Here is a 22,807-nt window from a genome sequence, read left to right on the forward strand (position 1 = left end):
CTTGACATCTCTTTGGGACAGTGTTCTAATCCACTGATGACCAGACTCGGACTCCAGATCCCCAACTTCACCTACCCCGGCGTCGAGACCCCGGAGCTGTTCGATGTCGTGGCTCGTCAGGCTCGTGAAGCCGACGCGTCGGGGTTCGACACCGTGCTGGTGATGGACCACTTCTATCAGCTCCCGATGATCGGCGACGCGAGCGACAACATGCTCGAGTGCTACACGCTGCTCTCGGCGCTGGCCCGCGAGACGAAGCACGTCAAGCTGTCGTCGCTGGTCACCGGAAACACGTACCGCAACCCCGCAGTCCTCGCCAAGACGGTCACGACGCTGGACGTCGTGTCGGGTGGGCGGGCGATGCTCGGAATCGGCGCAGGCTGGTTCGAGTTGGAGCACGATGCGTTCGGCATCGAGTTCGGCAGCTTCACCGACCGTTTCGAGAAGCTCGAGGAGTCGCTGCAGATCGTCGGGCCGCTGCTGCGCGGCGAGCGCGCATCCCTCGACGGCACGTGGTACACGGCGAAGGACGCGATGAACAATCCGGCGCCGATCGGTGACGTCCCGATCATGATCGGCGGGAGCGGCGAGAAGAAGACGCTGCGGATGGTGGCCCAGTACGCCGACGAGTCGAACCTGATCTGCGACGACGGAGACCTCGCCCACAAGCTCGACGTGCTCGCCGAGCACTGCGAGGCGCTCGGCCGCGACCGGTCGGAGATCACGGTGTCGAAGCAGAAGAACTGCTGCATCGCGCCGACGCACGACGAGGCCCGCAGCGACATGCTCGCGTTCCTCGACCGTCGCGGTTTCGACACGTCGTCCATGTCCGAGGACGACCTCGCTCCCTGGCTCGGGCTCGTCACCTGGGGGAGCCCCGACGAGGTCGGCGAGCACTTCTCCGACCTCCTCTCGGCCCACGACGGCCTCGACGGCTTCACGGTCAACATGATCCCGAACGGTTTCATGGAGGGGCGCGTCGAACTGCTCGGCCAGACCCTGGCTCCCCTCTTCGCCTGACAATCCCTCTCTCAATCCGGTTCGCGTGACACTTTCGGCCGTCCGGACGGCCGAAAGAGTCACGCAAACGGTGCTGGGGGTTCGCGGAGGGAACGGCGCAGGGCGGAGCCCACGCCGTCACTCCACCACTGATTCGGGCGTGCAGGACGGCGGCGCCGTGACGGGATTGCATCGGGCGGTCACTCCGCCGGGCAACTCCACGAAGTACGTGCTGTCGAACAGCGTCGACGGCTCGTAGTAGTCGGTGCTGAGGTAGGTCGCCCCGCCGGCGAGTGCGACGTCCCGGTCGGTCGTGTCGTTCTCCCGTGCGTCGACGGTCGGCGAATCGGTGCGCGTCCGCATCAGGTATCCCGCCTCCGCTGCGGCGTCGAGACCCGGAGCGTTCGGGTCGTCGAAGCGCAGGAACGCGGCGTCGGGCGCACCGGGAGTGGAACTCGTGAACATCGCCCTCCCCTCCAGTGCCGGGGTGTCGGCGATGAAGAGGTCCCGCTCGGCTCCGCTGTTGTTCAGCGCCACCACGATCTGGCCTCGTGAGTCGGCCAACGCCGGCCAGCCGATGCCCTCCACCGCCTCGACGAGGGTGGCCGCGTCGCCGCGCACCTCGTCGGGTTCCAACAGCTGCCCGGGAGCCAGCGTGGATCGGACTTCGGCGTCGAGGGCCTCGAGCACGTCGATCGTCGTGTCGACAGGAATCGCCCACGGCAGGTCGAGGGTGAGCTCCAGACCCTCCTCGGCAGCGGCCTCGGGGACCGACAGTGACTTCAGCTCCAGCAGGATCACGATCGGCAGGTGGTTCGGGTGTTCGGCGGACCAGGAGCCGATCTCGCCGAGGCAGCCGACGAGCGTGAGGCAGGTCGTGGCGTAGTCGAAGTCCTGGGTGTGCATCACCTTGAAGCCGGGTTCGTCGAGCGCCGGTTCGCCCGATTCGGGGGCCAGACCGACCACGGCGTTCGCCGCCCGGCTCGCATACAACCCGCCGTCGGGGTCGGCGAAGACGTCGAGCTCGAACTGGCGGATGCCGAAGTCGTCGAGTTGCTCGGTGAGCGTCCGGTGCGTGTATTCGATGTCGCGTCCGAGTTCGGGCGACAGTGCCACGATCCCGTCGAACAACGCCGGCGGCGGCAGCAGGTGGAAGCTGTTGTGCGACCCGACGGCCTGGATGTGGTTCATCCTGACCACTTCGTCGACGACCTCCGGCTCGGTCGTCTCCGGCTCGGTCGTCGCAGGCTCGGTCGTCGCCGGATCGGTGCTCGCAGTGGTCGTTGTCGACGTGGCGTTGACGTCCGGACCGGCCGCACCATCGTCGGTGTCGCCACCGCTCGAACACGCCGCCACCACGACGACCGCCACGCACAACCACCGTCGTCCGACCATCCGGACGACGGTAGTGACTCGGCCGGTGTCGGACCGGATCAGTCGACGAGCACGAGGTCGTCGTTCAGGTACTCGTCGCGGCACCTGGAACGTTGCAGCTTGCCGCTGCTGGTCTTCGGAAGTGTTCCCGGCTGTACCAGCATCACGTCACGAGGTGGGAGCCCGCACACGTCGAGGGTCCGTTCGTGGATGACCTTGCGGATCGCGTCGAGGTCACCCGAGGTGTCCGTGGGTCGCACCTCTGCCACCACCACGACCGACTCCTTGCCCTTGTACCCGTCCATCCCGAATGCGATCACGTTGCCGGCACGCACGCCGTCGAGTGGTCCGACCGATCGTTCGATGTCCTCGGGGAACACGTTGCGACCACCGACGATGATCACGTCCTTGATCCGCCCACACATCACCAGCTCGCCGTCGAGCAGATAGGCCAGGTCGCCGGTGCACAACCAGTCGTCCCGGAAGAGCGCCGCCGTGGCGTCGGGCCGCTTGTAGTACCCGGGCGTCACCGACGTCCCGCGAAGCAGCAACTCGCCGACATGGCGTTCGGGCAGTTCCTCGAAGGTGTCGGGGTCGACCACCTTCATCTCCAGCCCCGGCACCGCCCGGCCGAGCAGCGGAAGCCGACGGGCACGTAGCGCGAAGTCGGTCGGATCGTCGATGTCGATCGGCTTGGCCACGCGCTGCGTCTCGAGCACCTGGCGGTCGACGACGTCGGTCCGCAACCCGCGCCCCCGTTCGGGGAATGCGCCGGCGATCGCCACCTCGGCCATGCCGAACGCCGGGAACACTCCGCCCGCGGTGAACCCGAACCGGCTCGCTTCGGCGACGAACGCCTCGACGGCGACCGGGTCGACGGGTTCGGCTCCCGAGAGTGCGAGCGTCAGCGACGACAGATCGAGGTCGGTCTTGCGCTTGAGCGCCCGAGTGGCGAGTACCCACGAGAAGTTCGGTCCAGCCGTGGCGGTTCCGCCGTGATCGGAGATCCAGTCCATCCAGTTGCCGGGACGGGCCAGGAAGTCCTGCGGCGCCGCCTGCACCAGGTCGACCCCCTTCGTCATCGGCAGGGCGAGGAACCCGACCAGGCCCATGTCGTGGTAGAGCGGCAGCCAGGACACCATGGTCTCCCCCGGCCCGAGGACCGCCGCTTCGCACGTGGCGTCGAGGTTCGCCGAGAGGACCCGGTCGGGGATCATGACGCCCTTCGGCTCGCCGGTCGACCCGCTCGAGTATTGCAGGATGACCAGCCGCTCGGGATCGTGTCCGGGGATCTGCAGGGCATCACCGGACGGCACGTTCGGCGCTCCGGGCAGGACGGATCGCATCGGTTCGATCGGCGGGTCACCGGCCACGGCGGTGTAGAAGTCGGCGAGCTGGTCGTCGATCAGCACGAGCTTGGCGTCGCCGTGGCGGATGCGCGCTCGGGTCGACTCGATGAACGCCTCGAGCGATCCCATCCGCATCGGCAGCGGCAGGACCATCGATGCGATGCCCGCCATCCAGCACCCGCGCACGATCGTGATGAGGTCGCGACTCGTGGGGCCGAGGACCGCGACGTGATCGCCCGGCACGAGGCCCTTGGCATGGAGCGCTGCGCCCACGGCCCGAGCCTCGTCGTGGATCTGGTCCCACCCGACGTAGACCGGTTCCCCGTCGGGCATCACCGATGTGCCGACGAACCGGATGCCGGTGCCCGAATCGGCGGCGGCTTCGAGGCGGGCGATCGTGGAGTCGGCCATGGTCGCTGACGTTAGTCGCAGCGCCCACCCCGCTCTGGGAGCAACGAGCGTCCCGACCTGACCCATCGGTGAGGCTCCGTCGCCGCCAGACCGACCCAGACTCACCGACAACCACCTTGACCGAACCGGTGAGACTCCGTCGCCGCCAGACCGACCCAGACTCACCGCTGCAGGACGAACGCACCGACAGCCGGGGGTGTTTGCGTGCGACGGCGTGTCTGCGTGGGGAGAATCCTGACGAAAACACCCCGTCGTCATGGAAACACCCATCGGAACGGACGCGCTTCGGTGATGCGATCCCCGCCTGGCCTGATGGACCACGTCCGGAACGGGGGGCGGGCCCGGTCGCGGCTCGGCCGTAGGATCACGGGTCGGTATGAGTGACGTGAACAGCAACCCCAGCCCGACCACGCCGGCCCATCGCTACGACGCTGCGCTCGCGCAGGTGATCGAGACCGGCTGGCAGGATCGGTGGGACGCGGCGGGCACGTTCCACACCCCGAATCCGGTCGGCCCGTTGGGCGACGCCGAACTCGTGGCAGAACGCGGCGAGAAGCTGTTCGTCCAGGACATGTTCCCCTATCCGTCGGGCGTGGGGCTCCACGTCGGGCACCCGCTCGGCTTCATCGGGACCGACGTGTTCTCGCGCTACAAGCGGATGACCGGCCACAACGTGCTCTACACGATGGGCTTCGACGCATTCGGTCTGCCCGCCGAGCAGTTCGCCGTCCAGACCGGCACGCACCCGGCGATCACCACCGACGCGAACATCGCCAACATGCGTCGCCAACTGCGTCGCCTCGGGTTGAGCCACGACACCCGCCGGTCGATCTCCACCACCGACCCGTCGTACTACCGCTGGACGCAGTGGATCTTCGGTCAGATCTTCAACGCCTGGTACGACGTCGATCAGCACCGGGCGCGGCCCGTCGAGGAGTTGATCGCGGAGTTCGAGTCCGGCGCACGGAGCGTCTCCGACGGGCGCGTCTGGTCGGAGTTGACCGAGGCCGAGCGCAACGACGTCGTCGACGACCATCGCCTCGCCTACATCAGCGATGCCCCCGTGAACTGGTGCCCTGGTCTCGGCACCGTGGTGGCCAACGAGGAGGTCACCGCCGACGGTCGATCCGATCGAGGCAACTTCCCCGTCTTCAAGCGGAACATGCGCCAGTGGATGATGCGCATCACGGCGTACGCCGACCGACTCATCGATGACCTCGACACCCTCGACTGGACCGACGCGATCAAGGCGATGCAGCGCAACTGGATCGGTCGCAGCCAGGGGGCGAAGGTCGACTTCGCTTCGCCGACCGGGCCGATCACTGTGTTCACCACTCGCCCGGACACGTTGTTCGGTGCGTCGTTCATGGTTCTCTCCCCCGAGCATCCGTTGGTCGACCGACTGGCCGATCCGTCCAAGACCGCCGAGATCGAGGCGTATCGCGCGCAGGCGGAGGGAAAAAAGGACTTCGAACTGCAGGACGACACCAGGGAGAAGACCGGCGTCGACATCGGGGCGACCGCCACGAACCCGGTCAACGGCGAGCAACTCCCGATCTGGATCGCCGACTACGTCCTGATGGGCTACGGCACCGGAGCGATCATGGCGGTGCCGTGCGGTGACGAGCGCGACTTCGAGTTCGCTCGCAAGTTCGGGCTCCCGATTCCCGCCATCCAGCAGCCGACGGACTCCTTCTTCGAGAGCCACGACATCGAGCCCTCGCTCGACACGTCGACCTGGCCGACCGCGTTCGTCGGCGACGGCGCCTACGTCAACTCCTCGAGTGACTCGCTCACCCTCGACGGCATCGGCGACAAGGCCGGCGGCATCGCCAGGATGAACGCGTGGCTCGAGGCGAACGGCCACGGCGAAGCCACCGTCAACTACAAGTTGCGTGACTGGCTGTTCAGCCGCCAGCGGTACTGGGGCGAGCCGTTCCCGATCGTGTACGACGCGGACGGCCGGCCCCACACGGTGCCCGACGCGCTCCTCCCGATCGAGCTGCCCGAAACCGAGGAGTTCTCGCCGCGGACCTTCGACGCGGACGACGCGATGTCCAACCCGGAGAGCCCACTCGACCGACTGCAGGACTGGGTGGACGTCGAGCTGGATCTCGGCAACGGCGACGGCGTGCAGACCTACCGGCGCGACACGAACGTCATGCCGCAGTGGGCCGGCTCGTGCTGGTACCAGATGCGCTACATCGACCCCACGCTCGACGACCGTTTCGTGGCGCCCGAGAACGAGGCGTACTGGATGGGGCCCCGCACCGACGTGCGTCCGGACCATCCCGGTGGCATCGATCTCTACGTGGGTGGTGTGGAGCATGCGGTGCTGCACCTGCTCTACGCACGTTTCTGGCACAAGATCCTGTTCGACCTCGGTCACGTCAGCTCGATCGAGCCCTACGCCAAGCTGTACAACCAGGGCTACATCCAGGCCGCGGCGTTCAAGGACTCGCGTGAGATCTACGTCGAGGCCACCGAGGTCGACGGCGACGAGAAGTCCGGCTTCACGTTCCACGGCGAGCCGGTCACCCGGGAGTGGGGGAAGATGGGCAAGTCGCTGAAGAACGCGGTGTCCCCCGACGAGATGTACGAACAGTACGGCGCCGACACGCTGCGTCTCTACGAGATGGCGATGGGTCCGCTCGACGCGTCACGCCCCTGGTCGACGCGCGACGTGGTCGGCCAGTACCGATTCCTGCAGCGGCTGTGGCGCAACATCGTCGACGAGGACACCGGCGACTGCGTCGTCGTGGACGAGCCGGCCGACGACGACACGCGCAAGCTGCTCCACCGGACGATCGACACCGTTCGCACCGAGATGGACGCACTGCGCTTCAACACTGCGATCGCCAAGCTGATCGAGCTGAACAACGCCGTCACCAAGCTCGACGCGATGCCGCGCGAGATCGCCGAACCGATGGTGGCGATGCTCGCACCGCTCGTGCCGCACATGGCCGAGGAACTGTGGACCAGGCTCGGCCGTTCCACCGACACCGGCGGCACGATCGCCTACGTCGCGTTCCCGGTGGCCGATCCGGCCCTGCTCGTCGACGAGACCGTCGAGGTGCCGATCCAGATCAACGGCAAGGTCCGCTCGAAGATCGTGGTCGCCAGTGATGCGAGCAGGGACGCCCTCGAGGCGGCTGCGATGGCCGATGCCCGGGTGGTCGAGGCGCTCGACGGCGGCGAGCCGAGGAAGGTCATCGTCGTTCCCGGTCGGATGGTCAACGTCGTTCTCTGAGGATCAGTCGTCGAGGCTCCAGCGCCAGGATTCGTCGTCGTCGACCTCACTCGGCGCGTCGTCGGGAGCCGATCGCACAGCGGCACCGGCCGCCAGCACCACGGCTACGGCCAGTGCGACCAGTCCGACGGCACCCGTGCGCAAGGTGAGGTCGGAGTCGAGCGCGATCTCCGATCGCTCGAGCTTCACGACCATGACCGCCACGATCTGTGTGGCGGCCGCCGATCCGACGAGCACCGCGGACGCCACGGTACGAAACAGGGTGCCACCCACGACGATCGCAGGAACGGTGAGCATCGCTGCGGTCTGGCCGAGCCACGCCACGTCCACCCCGTCGCCGATGCCCGTCAGCATCACCACCGCAACGAGGACGAGGCCGACACCGGTGGCACCATGCGACATCGGACGCATCGGCCGCCGCTCGTCGATCACGAGCGACAGTGGGTGGTAGACGAACCACCGCACGATCATCACGGTGCCGAGCAGCGCGGCGGTCAACGACACGGCCACGCCGACGTCGGCGAACGCCGAGTCGTCGTCGAGGAAGAGCGACACCGAGAGCGAACCGGCCAACGCGATGCCGGGGGCGAGCACTCCCGTCGCCGCAGCGGCGAGCAGTTCGGATCTGCGTCGCGCGGCCACACCTGCGAGCACACAGGCGACGAGGGGGAGACCGATGACGAAGATTCGCAGCGGGGCGTCGCCGGTGCGGAGGCGTTGCGCCGGAAGATCGATCAGGTCGAACATCGACGACGTCACCAACGCCACGCCGGTGACGATGATCCACACCACGTCGAGCGGGGCGCCCGATGCGATCCGCCTCGCTCTCGTGGGGGCCGCTGCGCCGGCGATGAGTGCATCATCCGTCATCAGCCGACATTGAAGCATCTCGCCGACCGGCTCCGGCGTCGGGCGTCGTGTGTCAGTCGGGGAGCACCACCGTCGACGTGTCGGTGAACTCCACGTCGACGGTCGCACCGACCGGCGGTGCCGAGGCGGTCGGGAGCGACGCGATGACATCGAAGGGATCGTCGGCGTCGTCGCCACCGCCGTGCGTGTGCTGCACCAGGATCTCGGTCGTCGGTCCGAGGTAGCGACGACGTCGGACCGTCCACTCACCCGTCGGCGATCCGGTGACACGAACCGTTGCGGGTCGGATGGCCACCGGCGTTCGTGCTGATCAGACGGGTTGTGGCTTGCGTCGTGTCGGCATCGGCAGGAGCGAGACCAGTTCGCGGTTCTCGTTCGGATCGAGGATGCTGTGCTGCACGCACGCAGGAATCAGTTCGTTGCTCTCGGGATGCCCCATCGTGTACGCACACGCGGCGAGCCGTTCCTGCGCGGCGCGGATCTCGACGTCGTCGCTGACCTCGCCGACCTTGTTCAACTCCCAGGCAGGCGCGACCACGCGAGCGTCCATGAAGTTGTGCATCACGTAGGTCATGGGGTGCACGGGTCCGGACCGCAGGGCCCGCAGGCCACCGGCCCGCTTCGCGAATCGACGGAACCAGCCGAATGCGACCGGGAGGATTCCAGGGTTCCGCAGCACCAGACGCGCCACGCGCCATCGGATGACCGATCGATCCTGGCTGATGTAGTTCCCCTTGAACACGCGGAAGAACTCGTCGCGAGCGTGCAGGTCGTCGGCATCGTCCTCGTCGAGCACCGGAACGTAGGAGTCGTCGACCCAGGCACCCCACGAGACGCGATTGCAGCGGAAGTCGCCGAACTGCAGCGCCTTGTACGGCAGACGGGTGCCGACTCCGTCCTCGATCTCGGCCCACACCGAGTCGTCGGTGACCTCGCGGAAGTCGCTCGTCCAGCGCTGCTCGTTGCCGACGTAGGCAGCCGGTTGGAACGACATCATCCGGAAGCCGAGGTCCTTGCTGTCACGGACCACTTCTGCGACCTCGGCGACGTTGTCGGGGGTGACGGTCATGTTGTGCGCGACGTAGTGGCGCAGGCCGGTCTCCTCGCGCAGCTTCTCGACCATGTCCATGAACTTCTTCCGGAAGGGCTGGAGTTCACGTTCGCTCTGCGGCTTCTTCGCACCCTCACGTCCGAACATCGTCCGGTCGAAGTGCACGGCCCACGACCAGTCGGCCCAGCGCTTCTTCCCGTCGGAGTCGAGCGCGACGTCGCGCAGGTACTGATCGGAGACGTCGCCGTGGCTGAAGCTCATCGGCACACGACCCCTCGCACGCATGAGGTCGATCGTGGCGGCGTGGTCCTCGGCCTCGAGCAGGCTCACCTCGCCACCGATCAGCTGCACGTGGGACTGCGGCCCGCGCTGCTCGTGGAGGAAGTCCATCTGCTTGGCGACCTCGGTCTTGGTGTGTTCGCCGTCGACGCGCACCTTGTTCGCGTCGGCCGAGTGATAGCACGGCTTGCACGCGAAGTCGCACGCCGGGAACACGCCATGGGTCCCCTCACAGCCCGTCGTGCGTCGACCGAGGAGTTGCGCCGGCGTCTTGACGTGTTCGGGCAGTCCCTCCCAACGTCGGTCCATCGCCGCTGCGATGGCGGGGTCGGTGGGACGGGTCCGGCGTTCCCAGTCGCGCACGCGTGTGATGAGGCTCATGATGTTGGTGTCACTCCGGTTCGCACAATAGCCGGGTTCTGCTCGCGGGAGCAGCAGGACGACGCCTCCGAACCGCATCGTCGGGACGGGACCGGCGAGGGATCAATCGGCGCCGGATCGCACGGCGTCGTGGGCCACTCGCCCTCGCCGGCCGGGCGGCAGCCGCAACGCGGCCACCTCGGTGCCGGAGTTGCTGCGTTCCGGACGTCGGGCCGGAACCGTGGGGCGGTTGCTCGGGGGTCGGATCGGCATCGGCTCACCCGTGGTGGGCACGGTCTCGTGCACCGTCGGCCGAGCCGAGGGCGCCGTCCCCACGACACTCGGCCTGCTCGGCGTGACCCGGCCCTGGTCGTCGCTCCCCGCGGGCACCGCGGCGCTCGCATCGTCGCTGGAGCCGGCATAGGTGTCGACGTAGGTCTGCCCCGAGAGCTGTGCGATCTCGAACATCACGGCGTCGGTGAATCGACGCAACGTGCGCGGGTCGTCGACGTCGCCGAACTCGCGCGCCCACATCGGACGTCCGAAGCGAACCACGACGTCACGCCCCAGCTTCATCTTGACGGAGTCCGGCGGCTGGACCTCGAGTGTTCCCTCGTGCCCGACGGGAACGATCGGCGCACCGCAACGCAGCGACAGCCGGGCCGCGCCGGTGCGACCCTTGTGGAGATTGCCGCTCCGCGACCGCGTGCCCTCCGGGTAGATCATGAACAACCGGCCGGCGTCGAGCACCCTCGCTGCGGCATCCAGTGCCGCCATGGCTGCGTCGCCACCCGACCGGTCGACGGGAATCATGCCCATGGCCGGGAACAGGTGCTTGGTCTTCCAGCTGTCCATGTATTCGCCCTTGCCGATCGCCCACACGCGGCGAGGCAGCGCAGCCGGCACGAAGATCGAATCGCAGAAGGACAGATGGTTCGGAGTGAGGATCGCCGGACCGTCGGACGGGACGTTCTCGCGACCCTCCACCTCGAAGTTCCACCCCCGCGAGGCGAGATGTCGGATGCCCCCGAAGAGGTACTTGCTCAACCGATCCGATCCGGGCAGTTCGGGTGCCGGCTCGAAACGGAACGGGCCGGGGCGCCTCCCGAGCCGGCCCATCAGCGCAGTGCCCGTCGGATGGCCTTGCCGTTCGAGGCGATCGGCAGTTCGTCGAGGAAGTGGTAGACGCTGGGCTGCTTGTACCGACTGAGGTGGCGGGCGACGTGCTCCTGGAGTTCGGCCTCCGTCGCGGTGCCCGTGACGTGTGCGACGACCGCCTCACCGGTGAGTGCGTCGACGGTCCCGGTGACGATCGCACCCTGCACGCCGGGATGCGCCATGAGCACGTTCTCGACCTCGGCCGGGTACACGTTGAAACCGGACACGATCACGATGTCCTTGATCCGGTCGACCAGGTACAGGTAGCCGTCCTCGTCGAAGATCCCGACATCACCCGTCCAGAGCCATCCGTCCTCGGAGAGCACCGACTCGGTGGCAGCGGCGTCCTCGAGGTATCCGGCGAACACACCGGGGCTGCGCACGACGATCTCGCCCTCGTCGCCCATGTCGACCGGTGACCCGGACTCGTCGACCAGAGCGACCTCCACACCGGGCAGCACACGGCCGACCGAGGTCGGGCGAACCGGGAATCCCCGGCCGAGCGTGACGATCGGCGAGGTCTCGGTCAGCCCATAGCCCTGTGCGATCTCGACGCCGAAGCGGTCTCGCACCGCTTCGAACACCGCGACCGGGAGGGCCGCTGCGCCCGAGGCCGCGAACCGGACGCTGGCCAACACGTCGTCGGGGAGGTCCGAGGCCAGCCACCGCTGCCACATCGGAGGTGCCCCGGTGAGCATCGTGACGCCGTGCTCCTGGACGAGACGAAGGCTCTCGGTGGCGTCGAACCGCTCCTGCAGCACCAGCTTGCCACCGACGCGGAGCATCCCCAGCAACACGACGTTGAGCCCGAAGATGTGGGTGAAGGGCAGCACCCCGAGCGACACGTCGGCCGAGGTCGCCGGAGACTCCATCTCGGCGAGTGCGTCGTGGATCCACCCCAGGTTCCGGTGCGTGAGCACGGCGACCTTGGCGTCACCCGAGACTCCGCTCGTCGCGAGGTAGAAGGCCGCATCGCCGTCGTTGCGCTCGACGACGATCCGATCGGCGACGTCGCCGGCGGTTGCCGACCGGTTGGAGAGTTCGATCAGGTCGAGGCGTTCGGTCGTGATCGTCTCGGCGTCGAGATGAGTGCGACCGGCGTGGCCGATCAGCAACAGGTCGGGGCGGGCGACGTCGAGCTTGCGGACGAGTTCGAGCGTCGGGCTGCTCGGGTTGAGCGGCATCACCACACCGCCGAGGCCGAGGACCGCGAGTGTGGCGAGCACGAACGCGACGTCGTTCCCGGTGGCCAACGCGACGACCGAATCCTCTCGGACTCCGTGCTCTGCGAGGTCACCCTGCATGGCACCCACGCGGCGACGCAGGTCGCCGTAGGTCAGGACCTCGTCACCGTCGACCAGCGCCGTGGCGTCGGCGTCGTGGTCGTTGATCAAGCCTGCGAGATTCATCGTTCCCCACTCCGCCGTCGTACGGGCGAGACGCCCCTCGTCTCACACCCCGTCAGTATGACACGATCAGGGAATTCGCAAGATTCGAGGCACGATGCCGGAACGCCTCGATCGCAGGGAGCTTCAGTGACTACAGCAGCCATCTTCGACCTCGACAGAACCTTGATCGACGAGTCGTCCACGCCCATCTTCATGCGGCACCTCGCCGAGGCGGGGATCGGCTCCGACTCGTCGATCCCGTTCGCCGAACCGCTCGTCCACGCCACCTCGTCGCTTCTCAAGACGATCTTCAACGTCATGGGCGAGTCCCGCATCCTGATGCAACCGGCGAAGCTCGCCGTGCGTGCGTCGGTGGGCTGGTCGGTCGGCGACGTGGACACGGCAGCACGCAAGGCTGCCGCCGAGATCGTCGATCATCTCCTCCCCTTCGCGAAGCTGGTCATCGAGGAGCACCGAGCGGCAGGCGACCTGCTGGTGCTCGCCTCCACGTCGCCGCTCGCCTTCACCCGCCCGCTCGCCGAAGCACTCGGCTTCGACGGCGTGATCGGCACGGCGTGGGGTCGCACCGACGACGAGCACTCGAGGTACACCGGGACGATCGACGGTGTCTTCGTGTGGGGGCCGGCGAAGGCAGACGCCGTGCGCGAGTGGGCCGCCGAGCACGGCGTGCGACTGTCGGACAGCAGTGCCTACAGCGACAGCTACTACGACGCTCCCCTCCTCGACCTCGTGGGCCATCCCGTCGCCGTCAACCCCGACGCCCGCCTCCAGGCGCTCGCCGCGGTGAAGGGCTGGCCGGTCCGACACCTCGACAAGAGCACGGGCGTGATCAAGGTCGCCGGTCGGGAGATCCAGGAGTGGGCTCGCCCGATCATGCGACCCGAGTTGATCGCGCCGTACGCCGACATCGTGTTCCAGCACGACGACAAGATCCCCGCCGACGGGCCGGCCATCGTGGTGTTCAACCACCGCTCGTACTTCGACCCGACCGTGATGGGTCTCCTGCTCGCACGAGCGGGCCGCAACGTGCGTGGTCTGGGCAAGAAGGAGGTGTTCGACGTCCCTCTCGTCGGCCGACTGCTCGAAGGGATCGGTGGCGTACGCGTCGAACGGGCGTCGGGCTCCGACGAACCACTCGAGGCCGCAGCACGAGCGCTTCGGGGCGGCGAACTCGTGATGATGGCCCCCGAGGGCACCATCCCCCGTGGCCCTGCGTTCTTCGACCCGGAGCTGAAGGGCCGCTGGGGAGCCGCCAAGCTCGCGGCCGACACGCGTGTCCCGGTCATCCCCGTCGGCCTGTGGGGCACCGAGAACGTGTGGCCCCGCAACCAGCGCCTCCCCAACCTGAGCCCGCGGACACGGCCGGTCGTCACGGCGGTGGTGGGCGACCCCGTCGACCTGAAGTACCGCAGCCCCGACGCCGACACCAAGCGGATCATGGCGGCGCTCGGCGATCTGCTCCCTCCGGAGTCGCGCATCCGCCGTCAACCGACGACGGAGGAACTGCTGCGCACCTTCCCGCCCGGATACTCGGGAGACCCGAACGCCGAGGTGCTGCGCCGACCCGGCACGGACACCTGAGCCCACGACCTGCGCACCGACACTTCGAAGACCATCACACGATCGAGAGACACCATGGCACGACGCGAACGAGAGACCGACGGGGCCGCCCGCATGAGCGAGCACGAGGCTCTGATGTGGAACATCGAGAAGGACCCGTGGCTCAATCCGAGCGGTGGGTCGGTGATCCTGCTCGACCGCGAGTTGGACATGGACCGGTTCCGTCAGACACTGCGCGCCGGCATCGCCAAGACCCCGCGGCTCTACCAGCGAGTCGTGCCCGGCTTCGCCCGGTTGTCCACCCCGGCGTGGGTGCCCGACGCCGAGTTCGATCTCGACGCGCACCTCCGCGAGGTCGTCCTCCCGTCCCCCGGCACCGAGCGACAGTTGTTCGACCTCTGCGCACAGCTGTACTCCGAGCCGCTCGACCGGACGCGACCGCTGTGGAAGTTCGTCGTGATCCACGGGCTCGCGAAGCAGCGCTCGGCGATGTTCGCGATCATCCACCACTCGGTGAGCGACGGCATCGGACAGCTGCGGATGGCCGAGTTGTACCAGCAGATCAGCCCCGACGAGCCGCCCCCACCCGACGTCGACCTCGACGCCCTCGTCGCCGCTGCGGTCGAGCGGGGGAATGCGAAGGAACTCGGCGGCAACTACGGCACCAGCACCCGAGCAAACATCCAGGCGTCGGCGACGCACGTGGCACGACGTCAGTTCGGCATCGGACGACGGATGGTCGGAGAGGTGGCGATGTGGCCCGCCGACCCCTCGCGGATGACCGGAACGGTGAGCACACTGATCGACACGGTGAAGGGGGCACTCGCCCAACTCTCCCCCAGCGAGGAGGAGGCCCATTCCGGGTCGCCACTGTGGTCGGGTCGATCCCGTCACCGCCGTCTCGAGTGGGTCCAGTTGCGCGTCGACGATCTCAAGACGATCGGCAAGTCAGCAGGTGGCACGATCAACGATGCGTTCATGGCCGGTCTCGCCGAGGCGGCGCACCGCTACCACGTCGCTCACGGCGTCGAGATCGACACGGTCAACTCGAGCTTCGTGCTGAGCACTCGCACCGACAAGAAGGCCGGCGGAAACGCCTTCACGCCGGTCCCCGTCAAACTGCCCGCCGGCGAGATGGACCCGGCCGATCGCGTCGCCGCGGTCATGGCAGCAGCCGAAGCCGCCCGACTCGACGCACAGAAGACCGGTGGCATGACCGGCCTCTCCGGCGTCGCGAATCTGCTCCCCACCTCGGTCGTCACGTCGGCAGCTCGTTCAGCCGCCGGGCGGATCGACTTCGCCACGTCGAACCTCCGCGGCGCGCCGTTCCCGATCTTCGTCTCGGGCGCCGAGGTCATGGCGACGATCCCGATGGGACCGGTGGCCGGCACCGGCGCCAACATCACCGCACTGTCGATGAACGGCATGTTCGACATCGGCATGTTCATCGATCCAGAGGCGATCACCGAGCCCGAGGAGTTCCGCCGCCACGTCGAGGAGTCGTTCGCCGACATGCTCGCCGCCTGCAGCTGACCGCGACCGACCCGGTTGAGACACGCCTCGCGCGGGTAGGACCCGCGCATGAGCAAAGCCACCAATCTGCGCCCGGGAGCGGGAGGAAACCCCGCCTGGTCGAACAGCACCGGGTCCAAGAACGACCCGAAGGCGCGCCAGCGCCGGAACGACTTCCCCGATTCCCCCGACTCCGACGTGGACGCCACGCCTCAGGACAAGCCCGACCTCGATGCGTTCGCGAAGCGCATCGGCACCGACACCGTCGAGACAGGTGACGGGCTCGACGCCGTTCCCAGCGATCGCTCCCCCGAGTCCGACGAGCCGAACCGGCGTCTGATCGGTGCCGGGGTCGGAGCGGCCGTGGCTGCCTTCGTGGCGATCGCAGTCCTGCGTCGCAGGAACCGCTGATCCGTCGGGCCGCGCCGCCGTCGCGATCGGCGGCGCACCGCTGATCGACGACTCCGGGAACGATCCGGACCACCTCTGGGTGAGCGGGGCACCGAGGCCCGTACTGCGCGAGCAGCGTCCGTCCTGCGTTCACACTGGCGACTCGCCCCATCCGACAGACTGACCGGATGATCGTCGACTGCGGTGTGTACGTGGACGGCCGCAGGGTGGATGTCGAGGCGCCGCTCGCCGATGTCCTCGCGCGTGCCGTCTCGATGGGAGGATTCGTGTGGGTCGGCCTGCACGATCCGAACGACGAGGAGTTCGAGGACATCGCTTCGGCGTTCGGCCTCCACTCTCTCGCGGTGGAGGACTCGATGCGCCCGCACCAGCGCCCCAAACTCGAGCGGTACGACGACTCGGTGTTCGTCGTCCTCAAGCCGGCCCGGTACGTGGACACCGAGGAGGTGGTCGAGGTCGATCACCTCATGGTGTTCGTCGGCGAGCACTTCGTCGTGACGGTCCGACACGGCCCGACCGCGTCGCTCGCCGGTGTACGGGATCACCTCGAGGGAGACCCACACCGCCTCCGCTGGGGTCCGACGTCCGTGCTCCACGCGCTCGCCGACAGGGTGGTCGACGACTACGCCGTCGTGATGCGCGGCCTCGACGTCGACATCGACCAGATCGAGTTGGAGGTCTTCAGTGCCCCCAAGGCCGCTCACGCAGAGCGAATCTTCAAGCTCAAGCGCGAAGTGCTCGACTTCAGGCGGGCCATCGCTCCGCTCGAGGAGGCACTCGTGGAACTCGGTGTCGGGGAACCACCGATCCACGCCGACTCGAGCAACTACTTCCGCGACGTGCTCGACCACCTGAAACGGGTGTCGGACAGTCTGGAAGGCCTCGACGCGCTGCTCGACAGCGCCTTGCACGCCAACGTCGCCCAGGTCGGGATGCGTCAGAACGAGGACATGCGGAAGATCTCGGCGTGGGTCGCGATCATCGCGATGCCGACGATGATCGCAGGGATCTACGGGATGAACTTCGAGCACATGCCCGAACTCGGCTGGACGGGCGGCTACCCGCTGGCCCTGAGTGCGATGGTCGTGTCGTGTCTGGCGCTGTACCGCAACTTCAAACGTCGCGGCTGGCTCTGATCGACAGGCGGACCCGGCGCGTCCGGTGGTGACGCCCCCTTTCGAATCGGCGACCGGACACGGTCCGCTCCCGCCCGTCTCCTCGCCGGTGAAGCGTCAACGAATGGTTGACATCTCGACGGCGTCAACGTATCATTGACGCATGAGATCGAAACCGACTCTTCGCACGACTGGATGGGGCATCTTCCTGGCCGGCCTGGTCACGTTCCTGCTGAGCACGGTCTTCACCTCCGGCTTCGTCCACGGTCTCTTCCAGGGCATGACCGTGGCGCTCATGCTCGGTGCCGCCTACCTCTTCGGGGCGCACTGGAGACATGGACGACCCGGAGGCGGCGACGTGGAGAGCTCCGAGGCGTTGTGGCTCCCGAGCCGCGACGAACGGCGCGAATGAACCCGCCCGCCAGCGACACGATCTCCGATGTCCTCGGCCGTGCGGTGCTCGACGGAGACCCGGACCAGGCGACGCTCGACCCCGACGTACCGGACGACCACCTCGCCATCGTCGCTCGTGCTGCGGTGGCCGAGCAGAGCGGGCGCGACCTGCTCCGTCAGTCGGTGTCGGCGGCACGCAGCAGCGGGCACAGTTGGGCGGCCATCGGCGCGGTACTGGGTCTCAGCCGCCAAGCCACGCAACAGCGCTTCGGTGTCGCCCGAGTCGACGACGAGGGCCCGGAGCATCGATGGCTCGGCCCGGTGACCGCCCTCGACGAGATGCGCGAACTCGAACTGGCCGGCCGGCGCGGGTGGCGCACGGTGGGAGCCGGGATGCTCAAGCACCGGATGGAACGCACCGACACGCAGTGGGAGCATCGTCGCGTCGTGTGGCGCCGACCGGCCGACTCGTACGAAACCGACGGATGGGAAGTCGCCGTCCGAGCGTTCCCATGGCTCTACCTCGTCCGCGACCTCCAGAGCCCGCCGGAGAACTGAACCCTCACACTCTGCGACGCGAAGCGGTCGGCCGGGCGCCGCCGATGAAATGGGGCCGAGTCACTCGGACTGCTGCCGGAGCCGATCGAATCCTCGTTGCGTGAGACCGTCGAGTTGGTCGAACAACTCGCTGTCGACCTTCGTGAAGTTGACTTTCCCTGCATCCGCGCACGGAGTTCTGGCGAGATGTCGTCGAGGAGATCGGGGTGCTCCTACACGGGCATCAGGTGGTAGCTGACGTAGTTCTTCTTCGTCTGCACCGCTCCGTACCATCGCAGCCGACCGTTCGCACCGGGAACGACACCCTCGACCACGATCTCCGCAGGCGTCTTGGCCGTCACGACCAGGTCATCGGCATGGCGGACCATGACCGCTCGAGCAGCTTCGAACACCTCGCCGAACGAATCCTGACTCACGCGACGAGGTCCCCGTGATCTCGCGGGCGGACGACCGAGTTGAACCCCGCCCACGTGATCCTCGCTCCACGTCTCACGGGCTCACAGTGAGGACGCGACGACGGAGCGTCAGCCCGGACTCTGCGCAGTGGTTCACGGGTCTCGCCTCGGATCGCACACCGGGGAGAGCGCACGGCAGTTCGCACCCCGACCTCGACGTGCTCATCTCGATGACGAGGTCGACGGAGGGTGAACCCCTCACTCCTTTGAGTGAGACTGATTCTCCTGACATCGGGAAATGATGGACGAATGAACCAGACCGAACTCCGGACCGGAGGCGAGTCCGCGACCCCGCCGTGGCTCGCCGTTGCCGAATCGAGTGTCCGGCTGCCGGACGAGTTGTCCACCGACGGTCGCGTGGCCCGTCGACAGCGCAACCGCGAGCGCGTGCTCGACGCGTACGTCGCGCTCATGAGGGAGGGGGTGGTGGACCCGACGGCGGTCGAACTGGCCGATCGCGCCGAGGTGACGTCGCGCACCGTGTACCGCTACCTCCGCGAGGACGCCGACTTCATGAGCGACCTCGCCGAACGACTGGTCGCGTCGATGCGTCCGACTGCGACGTTCGTGGATCGCGGGGACACGTCGCTCGACGGCCGGATCACGGCGTACATCTCGTTCCGCCTCGGCCTCCACGACCAGACCGCCCGCATGGTGCGGGAGGTTCGCACCCTCCAAGCACATGCGCCGACCGTGGTCGCGGTCACCGCCGAGATGCGGGCGATCGTGCGCACGCAACTCACGGCACTGTTCGCCCCCGAACTGTCGCAGGGCACCGACGAACGGGCTCGACTCGATGTCGCAGCACTCCAGACCCTGCTGCTCTTCGACTCACTCGAGTACCTGATCGAACGTGCGCGAGGAGATCGGCGAGCGGTGCACGACGTGTTGTGTCGTCAGTTCAGCGCCGTCCTCACGACGATGTCGAGCGTGGGCTCCGCCTCGACCGCGTGACGCGTCGGGCCCGATCGCGTTCGCGGCCCCAAGTTTCGTCACGCAGCGACAACAACAATCTTCACTTCAGCGACAACACTCCGTGTCGAAACCTCGGGCATGCAACGCTCCCCGTTTGCAACGAACGGCCCGACCCCGGGAGTCGCCCGTCGACTCCCACCCCGCTCGGTCGCCGACCGACAGCACCGTCGGGCCCTCATCCGGCGGTTCGTGTTGACGTTCGCGCTCGTCTGGCTGGCCGACCGGTACGCCCCGACGACGTGGGCACAACGTCCGATGGCGGGAGTGCTGAGTTCGGCTCAGGCCGTTGCACCTGCGATCCGCCACTCGACGAACGAACCGCCCAAGGTCTCGGCGATGGCCGACGCGGTCCCGGCGTCGATCCGGACCGAGACCCACAAGAGCGCGATCAGGTTCAACAACTGCACGGGCAACATCATCAGGGACGATCACGGTGCAGTTCTCGGCTTCGTCGGAGCTGCCCACTGCGTGAGGACGGCCTCGAACTCCATTCGCAACGGCGTGGCGTTCGCGGGCGCAACCAGCTCGCCGATCGACAGATCGGCGATCCTGTTGGACACGACGACCGACGTGTTCTACTCCGGCCTGGAAGGACACCACGCCATCGACGTCTGGCGGCAGGTCTGGACGAACTACACACGTGCCGACATCGACGCCCTGCCGTCGACGACCATGCTGGCGATGTCCGGATACCCGTCTCATCACAATCCGCGTGGAGAGCTCGTGACGCTGTCGTTGACTCTGGGTGGCATCGTGCACTGGCCCAACGATCCCACCGACACGATCGCGACCTTCGGTGACTGGAACGCTCTCGAACAGACGTGTTCACCCGGCGCGAGCGGCTCGGGCCTCTACCACTACGTCGAGGGAGCCGGCTGGGTCGTCATCGCCGTGCTCGCCAGTCGCGCCGAGTTCGAAGGCGTCCAGACCATGCCGTACAGCCCCGAATACGGGCTCGAGCTGCGGTCGTTCTTCGAGAAACAACTCGACCTCACGATCGACGCCGAGTACATGTGCGGCTTCGCTCCGCCCTCGCTGCCCCCTCGCACGAGAGCGTCGACGACATTCCCTGCGACCACGACGGCGATCGTCGGCCAACGAACATCGCTGCGCACCGACCTGTCGGTCTGAAACCCCGCTGCTCGAGATCCACACCGAGAGGAATCGTCACCGTCATGCAACCCGCAACCATCTTCTTCCATTCGGTTCCGATCGAACTCTCCATCGACCCGCTCACCCCGGGTTCGGCAAGGCAGAACCAGTTCGGACCAACGGGCCCCCACGGCCACCACGACCGGGCCGAGACGACCACCGACGGTCGACACGTCCGGCGGAGTCGCAACCGCGATCGTGTCGTCGAACAGTTCATCCACCTCGCTCGCACGACGGGAGAGGCGCCCGAGACGACGTACCTCGCTGAAGCGAGCCGCGTCTCCGTTCGATCGATCTACCGCTACTTCACGTCGCACGAGGAACTCCTCGCAGCGGTCGCCGAACGCCTGGCCGAACATGCCTCCGCGCAGTTCGGGCCGTTCGGGGCAGTCGACCACGACACCGATTTTCGCATCAGCACCATCGTCGACAGCGCCCTGCGCTTCCATCAACGGTACGGACCCGCCCTGAGACTCGCAGCGAAGCAGGATCGACCCGGCGGTGCCATCGACGCCGCGCTGCGCCGGATCGACGAGTCCAGGTGCAACCAGGTCCACGCCCTGCTCGACCAGGAACTCGTCCACGACGAACACCGAGACGACACGATCGCCATCATCTGCATCAGCCTCTCGGCCGTCGGACTCACGCAACTCACCCAGCGCTTCCCCGGACAGACGTCCAGGATTCGTGAACTGCTCCACCGACACATCGCGACGCAGCTCCAACGGCGGTCCACCAGCGTCGCCCGATGCTGGGGACTGTCAGATCGTTGGTGTAACTGACCTGGCTCATGGTTGTTGTTGGGGATCGTAGGGCCTCAGAAGAGGCGGCCTTCGAAGGTGATGGCGAAGGCGTTGAGGGCGGGCTTCCAGCGGTTCATCCAGCGTTCCTGGCCGGTGCCTTTCGGGTCGAGCGACCGGACCACGAGATACAAGCACTTGAGGGCGGCTTGCTCGTTGGGGAAGTGCCCACGCGCCCGGGTTGCTCGCCGGAATCTGGCGTTCAACGACTCGATCGCGTTGGTCGAGTAGATGACTCGACGGATCTCGGGTGAGTAGTCGAGGAACGGCACGAACTCGGACCAGGCGTTCTTCCACAACGATCGGATGGCCGGATACTTGTCGCCCCACACCTGATGGAACTCGTCCAACCGGAGAGCGGCGTCGGCCTCGTTCACGGCGGTGTAGACGGGTCGCAGATCGCGAGCCATCTTGTCCCAGTCAGCCCGTGACGCGAGGCGGAACGTGTTGCGGATCAGGTGCAGCACGCAGGTCTGCACGATCGCCAACGGCCAGGTCGCTCCGATCGATTCGGGAAGGCCTTTGAGGCCGTCGCACACGACGATGCAGGCGTCTTCGACGCCACGGTTCTTGATCTCGGTGAGCACCTGCAACCAGTACTTGGCGCCCTCACCACCGGTGCCGACCCACAGGCCGAGGATGTCGCGTTGACCGTCAACGGTGACACCGATCGCCGCGTAGACGGGCCGGTTGGCGACTTGACCGTCGCGAATCTTCACGACGATCGCGTCGATGAAGATCACCGGATACACGCGATCGAGCGGACGGTTCTGCCACTCGGCCAACTCGCCGAGGACCCGGTCGGTGATCTTGGAGATCGTCTCGCGGGAAATGTTCGTCGAGTACACCTCGGCCAGATGGGCCTCGACCTCACCGGTCGTCAACCCTTTCGCGGTGAGTGAGATGACCATCGAGTCGACTCCGTCGAGCCGGCGCTGGTTCTTGCGCACTGTTGCCGGTTCGAAGCTGCCGTCACGATCGCGTGGCACCTCCAGCTCGATCGGGCCGATCTCGGTGATCACCGTCTTCGAACGAGAACCGTTGCGACTGTTGCCACCGTTTCGTCCCTCCGCAGCGTGTTTCGGATAGCCGAGATGTTCTTCCATCTCGACCTCCAAACCCGTCTCGAGGACCTGCTTCGTCAAGTCCGACAGCAGCCCGCCGGGGCCGACAAGGTTCCTGCCGTCCGCTCGTGCCTGGTCGACGAGCTGCTCGGCGAGTGACCGATCGGGCCGCTCCTCGCTCGTCTCATCCGACGGTGTCGCCACCGCCACATCATGGTCTGTCATGGTTGTCTGTCCTTCCAGCCGAGCGAGTCGCTCAGCGTTTCAGGCCAGACCAGTTACACCGCGGATCTGACAGTCCC

Annotated in this window: 20 protein-coding genes; 11 read left to right on the forward strand and 9 right to left on the reverse strand. The window is 67.2% G+C overall.

The genetic code is table 11. The features are described 5' to 3' along the window. The first annotated feature begins 36 nt into the window (after positions 1-36). Positions 37-1,020, forward strand: coding sequence for an LLM class F420-dependent oxidoreductase (locus ABJK40_RS12485; RefSeq protein ID WP_348480929.1), 984 nt, complete (start codon positions 37-39; stop codon positions 1,018-1,020). A gap of 117 nt (positions 1,021-1,137) precedes the next feature. On the opposite strand, the gene ABJK40_RS12490 is transcribed toward ABJK40_RS12485, so the two are convergent. Together ABJK40_RS12490 and ABJK40_RS12495 are read right to left on the reverse strand one after the other, a co-directional pair. After that, a complete protein-coding gene (locus tag ABJK40_RS12490; RefSeq protein WP_348480930.1) occupies positions 1,138-2,394 on the reverse strand; it encodes a Ca2+-dependent phosphoinositide-specific phospholipase C in 1,257 nt (418 codons plus the stop codon). A gap of 38 nt (positions 2,395-2,432) precedes the next feature. Continuing rightward, positions 2,433-4,133: an AMP-binding protein gene (locus ABJK40_RS12495; RefSeq protein WP_348480931.1), complete on the reverse strand. Its 1,701-nt coding sequence runs from the start codon at positions 4,131-4,133 to the stop codon at positions 2,433-2,435. A 376-nt stretch (positions 4,134-4,509) separates the two neighbouring features. Between ABJK40_RS12495 and leuS the strand changes: the two genes are divergently transcribed. Further along, the gene (gene leuS, locus ABJK40_RS12500; protein ID WP_348480932.1) at positions 4,510-7,383 is read left to right on the forward strand and encodes a leucine--tRNA ligase; all 2,874 of its coding nucleotides are present in this window, start codon (positions 4,510-4,512) and stop codon (positions 7,381-7,383) included. A 3-nt stretch (positions 7,384-7,386) separates the two neighbouring features. Here the strand turns inward: leuS and ABJK40_RS12505 are convergent, their stop codons facing one another. From ABJK40_RS12505 to ABJK40_RS12525, 5 genes are all read right to left on the reverse strand, one after another. Continuing rightward, positions 7,387-8,253, reverse strand: coding sequence for a hypothetical protein (locus ABJK40_RS12505; RefSeq protein ID WP_348480933.1), 867 nt, complete (start codon positions 8,251-8,253; stop codon positions 7,387-7,389). A 52-nt stretch (positions 8,254-8,305) separates the two neighbouring features. Further along, complete coding sequence (locus ABJK40_RS12510; RefSeq protein WP_348480934.1) at positions 8,306-8,548, reverse strand: TOBE domain-containing protein; 243 nt, start codon at positions 8,546-8,548, stop codon at positions 8,306-8,308. Positions 8,549-8,563: 15 nt separating this feature from the next. Continuing rightward, positions 8,564-9,964, reverse strand: a complete 1,401-nt coding sequence (locus ABJK40_RS12515; protein WP_348480935.1) for a radical SAM domain-containing protein — start codon at positions 9,962-9,964, stop codon at positions 8,564-8,566. 102 nt (positions 9,965-10,066) lie between these two features. After that, entirely contained in the window at positions 10,067-10,990 is a 924-nt protein-coding gene (locus tag ABJK40_RS12520; protein ID WP_348480936.1) for a 1-acyl-sn-glycerol-3-phosphate acyltransferase, read from the reverse strand. Between the two features lie 71 nt (positions 10,991-11,061). After that, positions 11,062-12,510 (reverse strand): AMP-binding protein, encoded by a 1,449-nt coding sequence (locus tag ABJK40_RS12525; RefSeq protein WP_348480937.1) that lies wholly within the window; start codon positions 12,508-12,510, stop codon positions 11,062-11,064. A gap of 126 nt (positions 12,511-12,636) precedes the next feature. On the opposite strand from ABJK40_RS12525, the gene ABJK40_RS12530 reads away from it, so the two are divergent. The 6 genes from ABJK40_RS12530 (at position 12,637) to ABJK40_RS12555 (ending at position 18,059) form a co-directional block, all read left to right on the forward strand. Beyond that, positions 12,637-14,091, forward strand: coding sequence for an HAD-IB family hydrolase (locus ABJK40_RS12530; RefSeq protein ID WP_348480938.1), 1,455 nt, complete (start codon positions 12,637-12,639; stop codon positions 14,089-14,091). A 93-nt stretch (positions 14,092-14,184) separates the two neighbouring features. Continuing rightward, positions 14,185-15,603, forward strand: coding sequence for a wax ester/triacylglycerol synthase domain-containing protein (locus ABJK40_RS12535; protein ID WP_348510286.1), 1,419 nt, complete (start codon positions 14,185-14,187; stop codon positions 15,601-15,603). 48 nt (positions 15,604-15,651) lie between these two features. Then, the gene (locus ABJK40_RS12540; protein ID WP_348480940.1) at positions 15,652-15,993 is read left to right on the forward strand and encodes a hypothetical protein; all 342 of its coding nucleotides are present in this window, start codon (positions 15,652-15,654) and stop codon (positions 15,991-15,993) included. Between the two features lie 167 nt (positions 15,994-16,160). After that, positions 16,161-17,129 carry a magnesium/cobalt transporter CorA gene (gene corA, locus ABJK40_RS12545; RefSeq protein WP_348480941.1) on the forward strand — a complete coding sequence of 323 codons (969 nt, stop codon included), beginning with the start codon at positions 16,161-16,163 and terminating at the stop codon, positions 17,127-17,129. Between the two features lie 142 nt (positions 17,130-17,271). Further along, positions 17,272-17,520 (forward strand): hypothetical protein, encoded by a 249-nt coding sequence (locus ABJK40_RS12550; protein ID WP_348480942.1) that lies wholly within the window; start codon positions 17,272-17,274, stop codon positions 17,518-17,520. After that, a complete protein-coding gene (locus ABJK40_RS12555) occupies positions 17,517-18,059 on the forward strand; it encodes a hypothetical protein (protein WP_348510287.1) in 543 nt (180 codons plus the stop codon). The genes ABJK40_RS12550 and ABJK40_RS12555 overlap by 4 nt, the downstream gene beginning before the upstream one ends. Positions 18,060-18,271: 212 nt before the next feature. On the opposite strand, the gene ABJK40_RS12560 is transcribed toward ABJK40_RS12555, so the two are convergent. After that, complete coding sequence (locus tag ABJK40_RS12560) at positions 18,272-18,475, reverse strand: hypothetical protein (protein WP_348480944.1); 204 nt, start codon at positions 18,473-18,475, stop codon at positions 18,272-18,274. A gap of 288 nt (positions 18,476-18,763) precedes the next feature. On the opposite strand from ABJK40_RS12560, the gene ABJK40_RS12565 reads away from it, so the two are divergent. From ABJK40_RS12565 to ABJK40_RS12575, 3 genes are all read left to right on the forward strand, one after another. Continuing rightward, the gene (locus ABJK40_RS12565; protein ID WP_348480945.1) at positions 18,764-19,468 is read left to right on the forward strand and encodes a hypothetical protein; all 705 of its coding nucleotides are present in this window, start codon (positions 18,764-18,766) and stop codon (positions 19,466-19,468) included. A gap of 210 nt (positions 19,469-19,678) precedes the next feature. Beyond that, positions 19,679-20,620: a hypothetical protein gene (locus ABJK40_RS12570; RefSeq protein ID WP_348510288.1), complete on the forward strand. Its 942-nt coding sequence runs from the start codon at positions 19,679-19,681 to the stop codon at positions 20,618-20,620. 44 nt (positions 20,621-20,664) lie between these two features. Next, a complete protein-coding gene (locus ABJK40_RS12575; protein WP_348480947.1) occupies positions 20,665-21,423 on the forward strand; it encodes a TetR/AcrR family transcriptional regulator in 759 nt (252 codons plus the stop codon). 35 nt (positions 21,424-21,458) lie between these two features. Here ABJK40_RS12575 and ABJK40_RS12580 read toward each other — a convergent pair whose 3' ends face one another. Further along, a complete protein-coding gene (locus ABJK40_RS12580) occupies positions 21,459-22,730 on the reverse strand; it encodes an IS256 family transposase (RefSeq protein ID WP_348415784.1) in 1,272 nt (423 codons plus the stop codon). Between the last annotated feature and the right edge of the window lie 77 nt (positions 22,731-22,807).

The sequence above is a fragment of the Ilumatobacter sp. genome, assembly GCF_039969435.1.
In the GTDB taxonomy this organism is placed as follows: domain Bacteria; phylum Actinomycetota; class Acidimicrobiia; order Acidimicrobiales; family Ilumatobacteraceae; genus Ilumatobacter_A.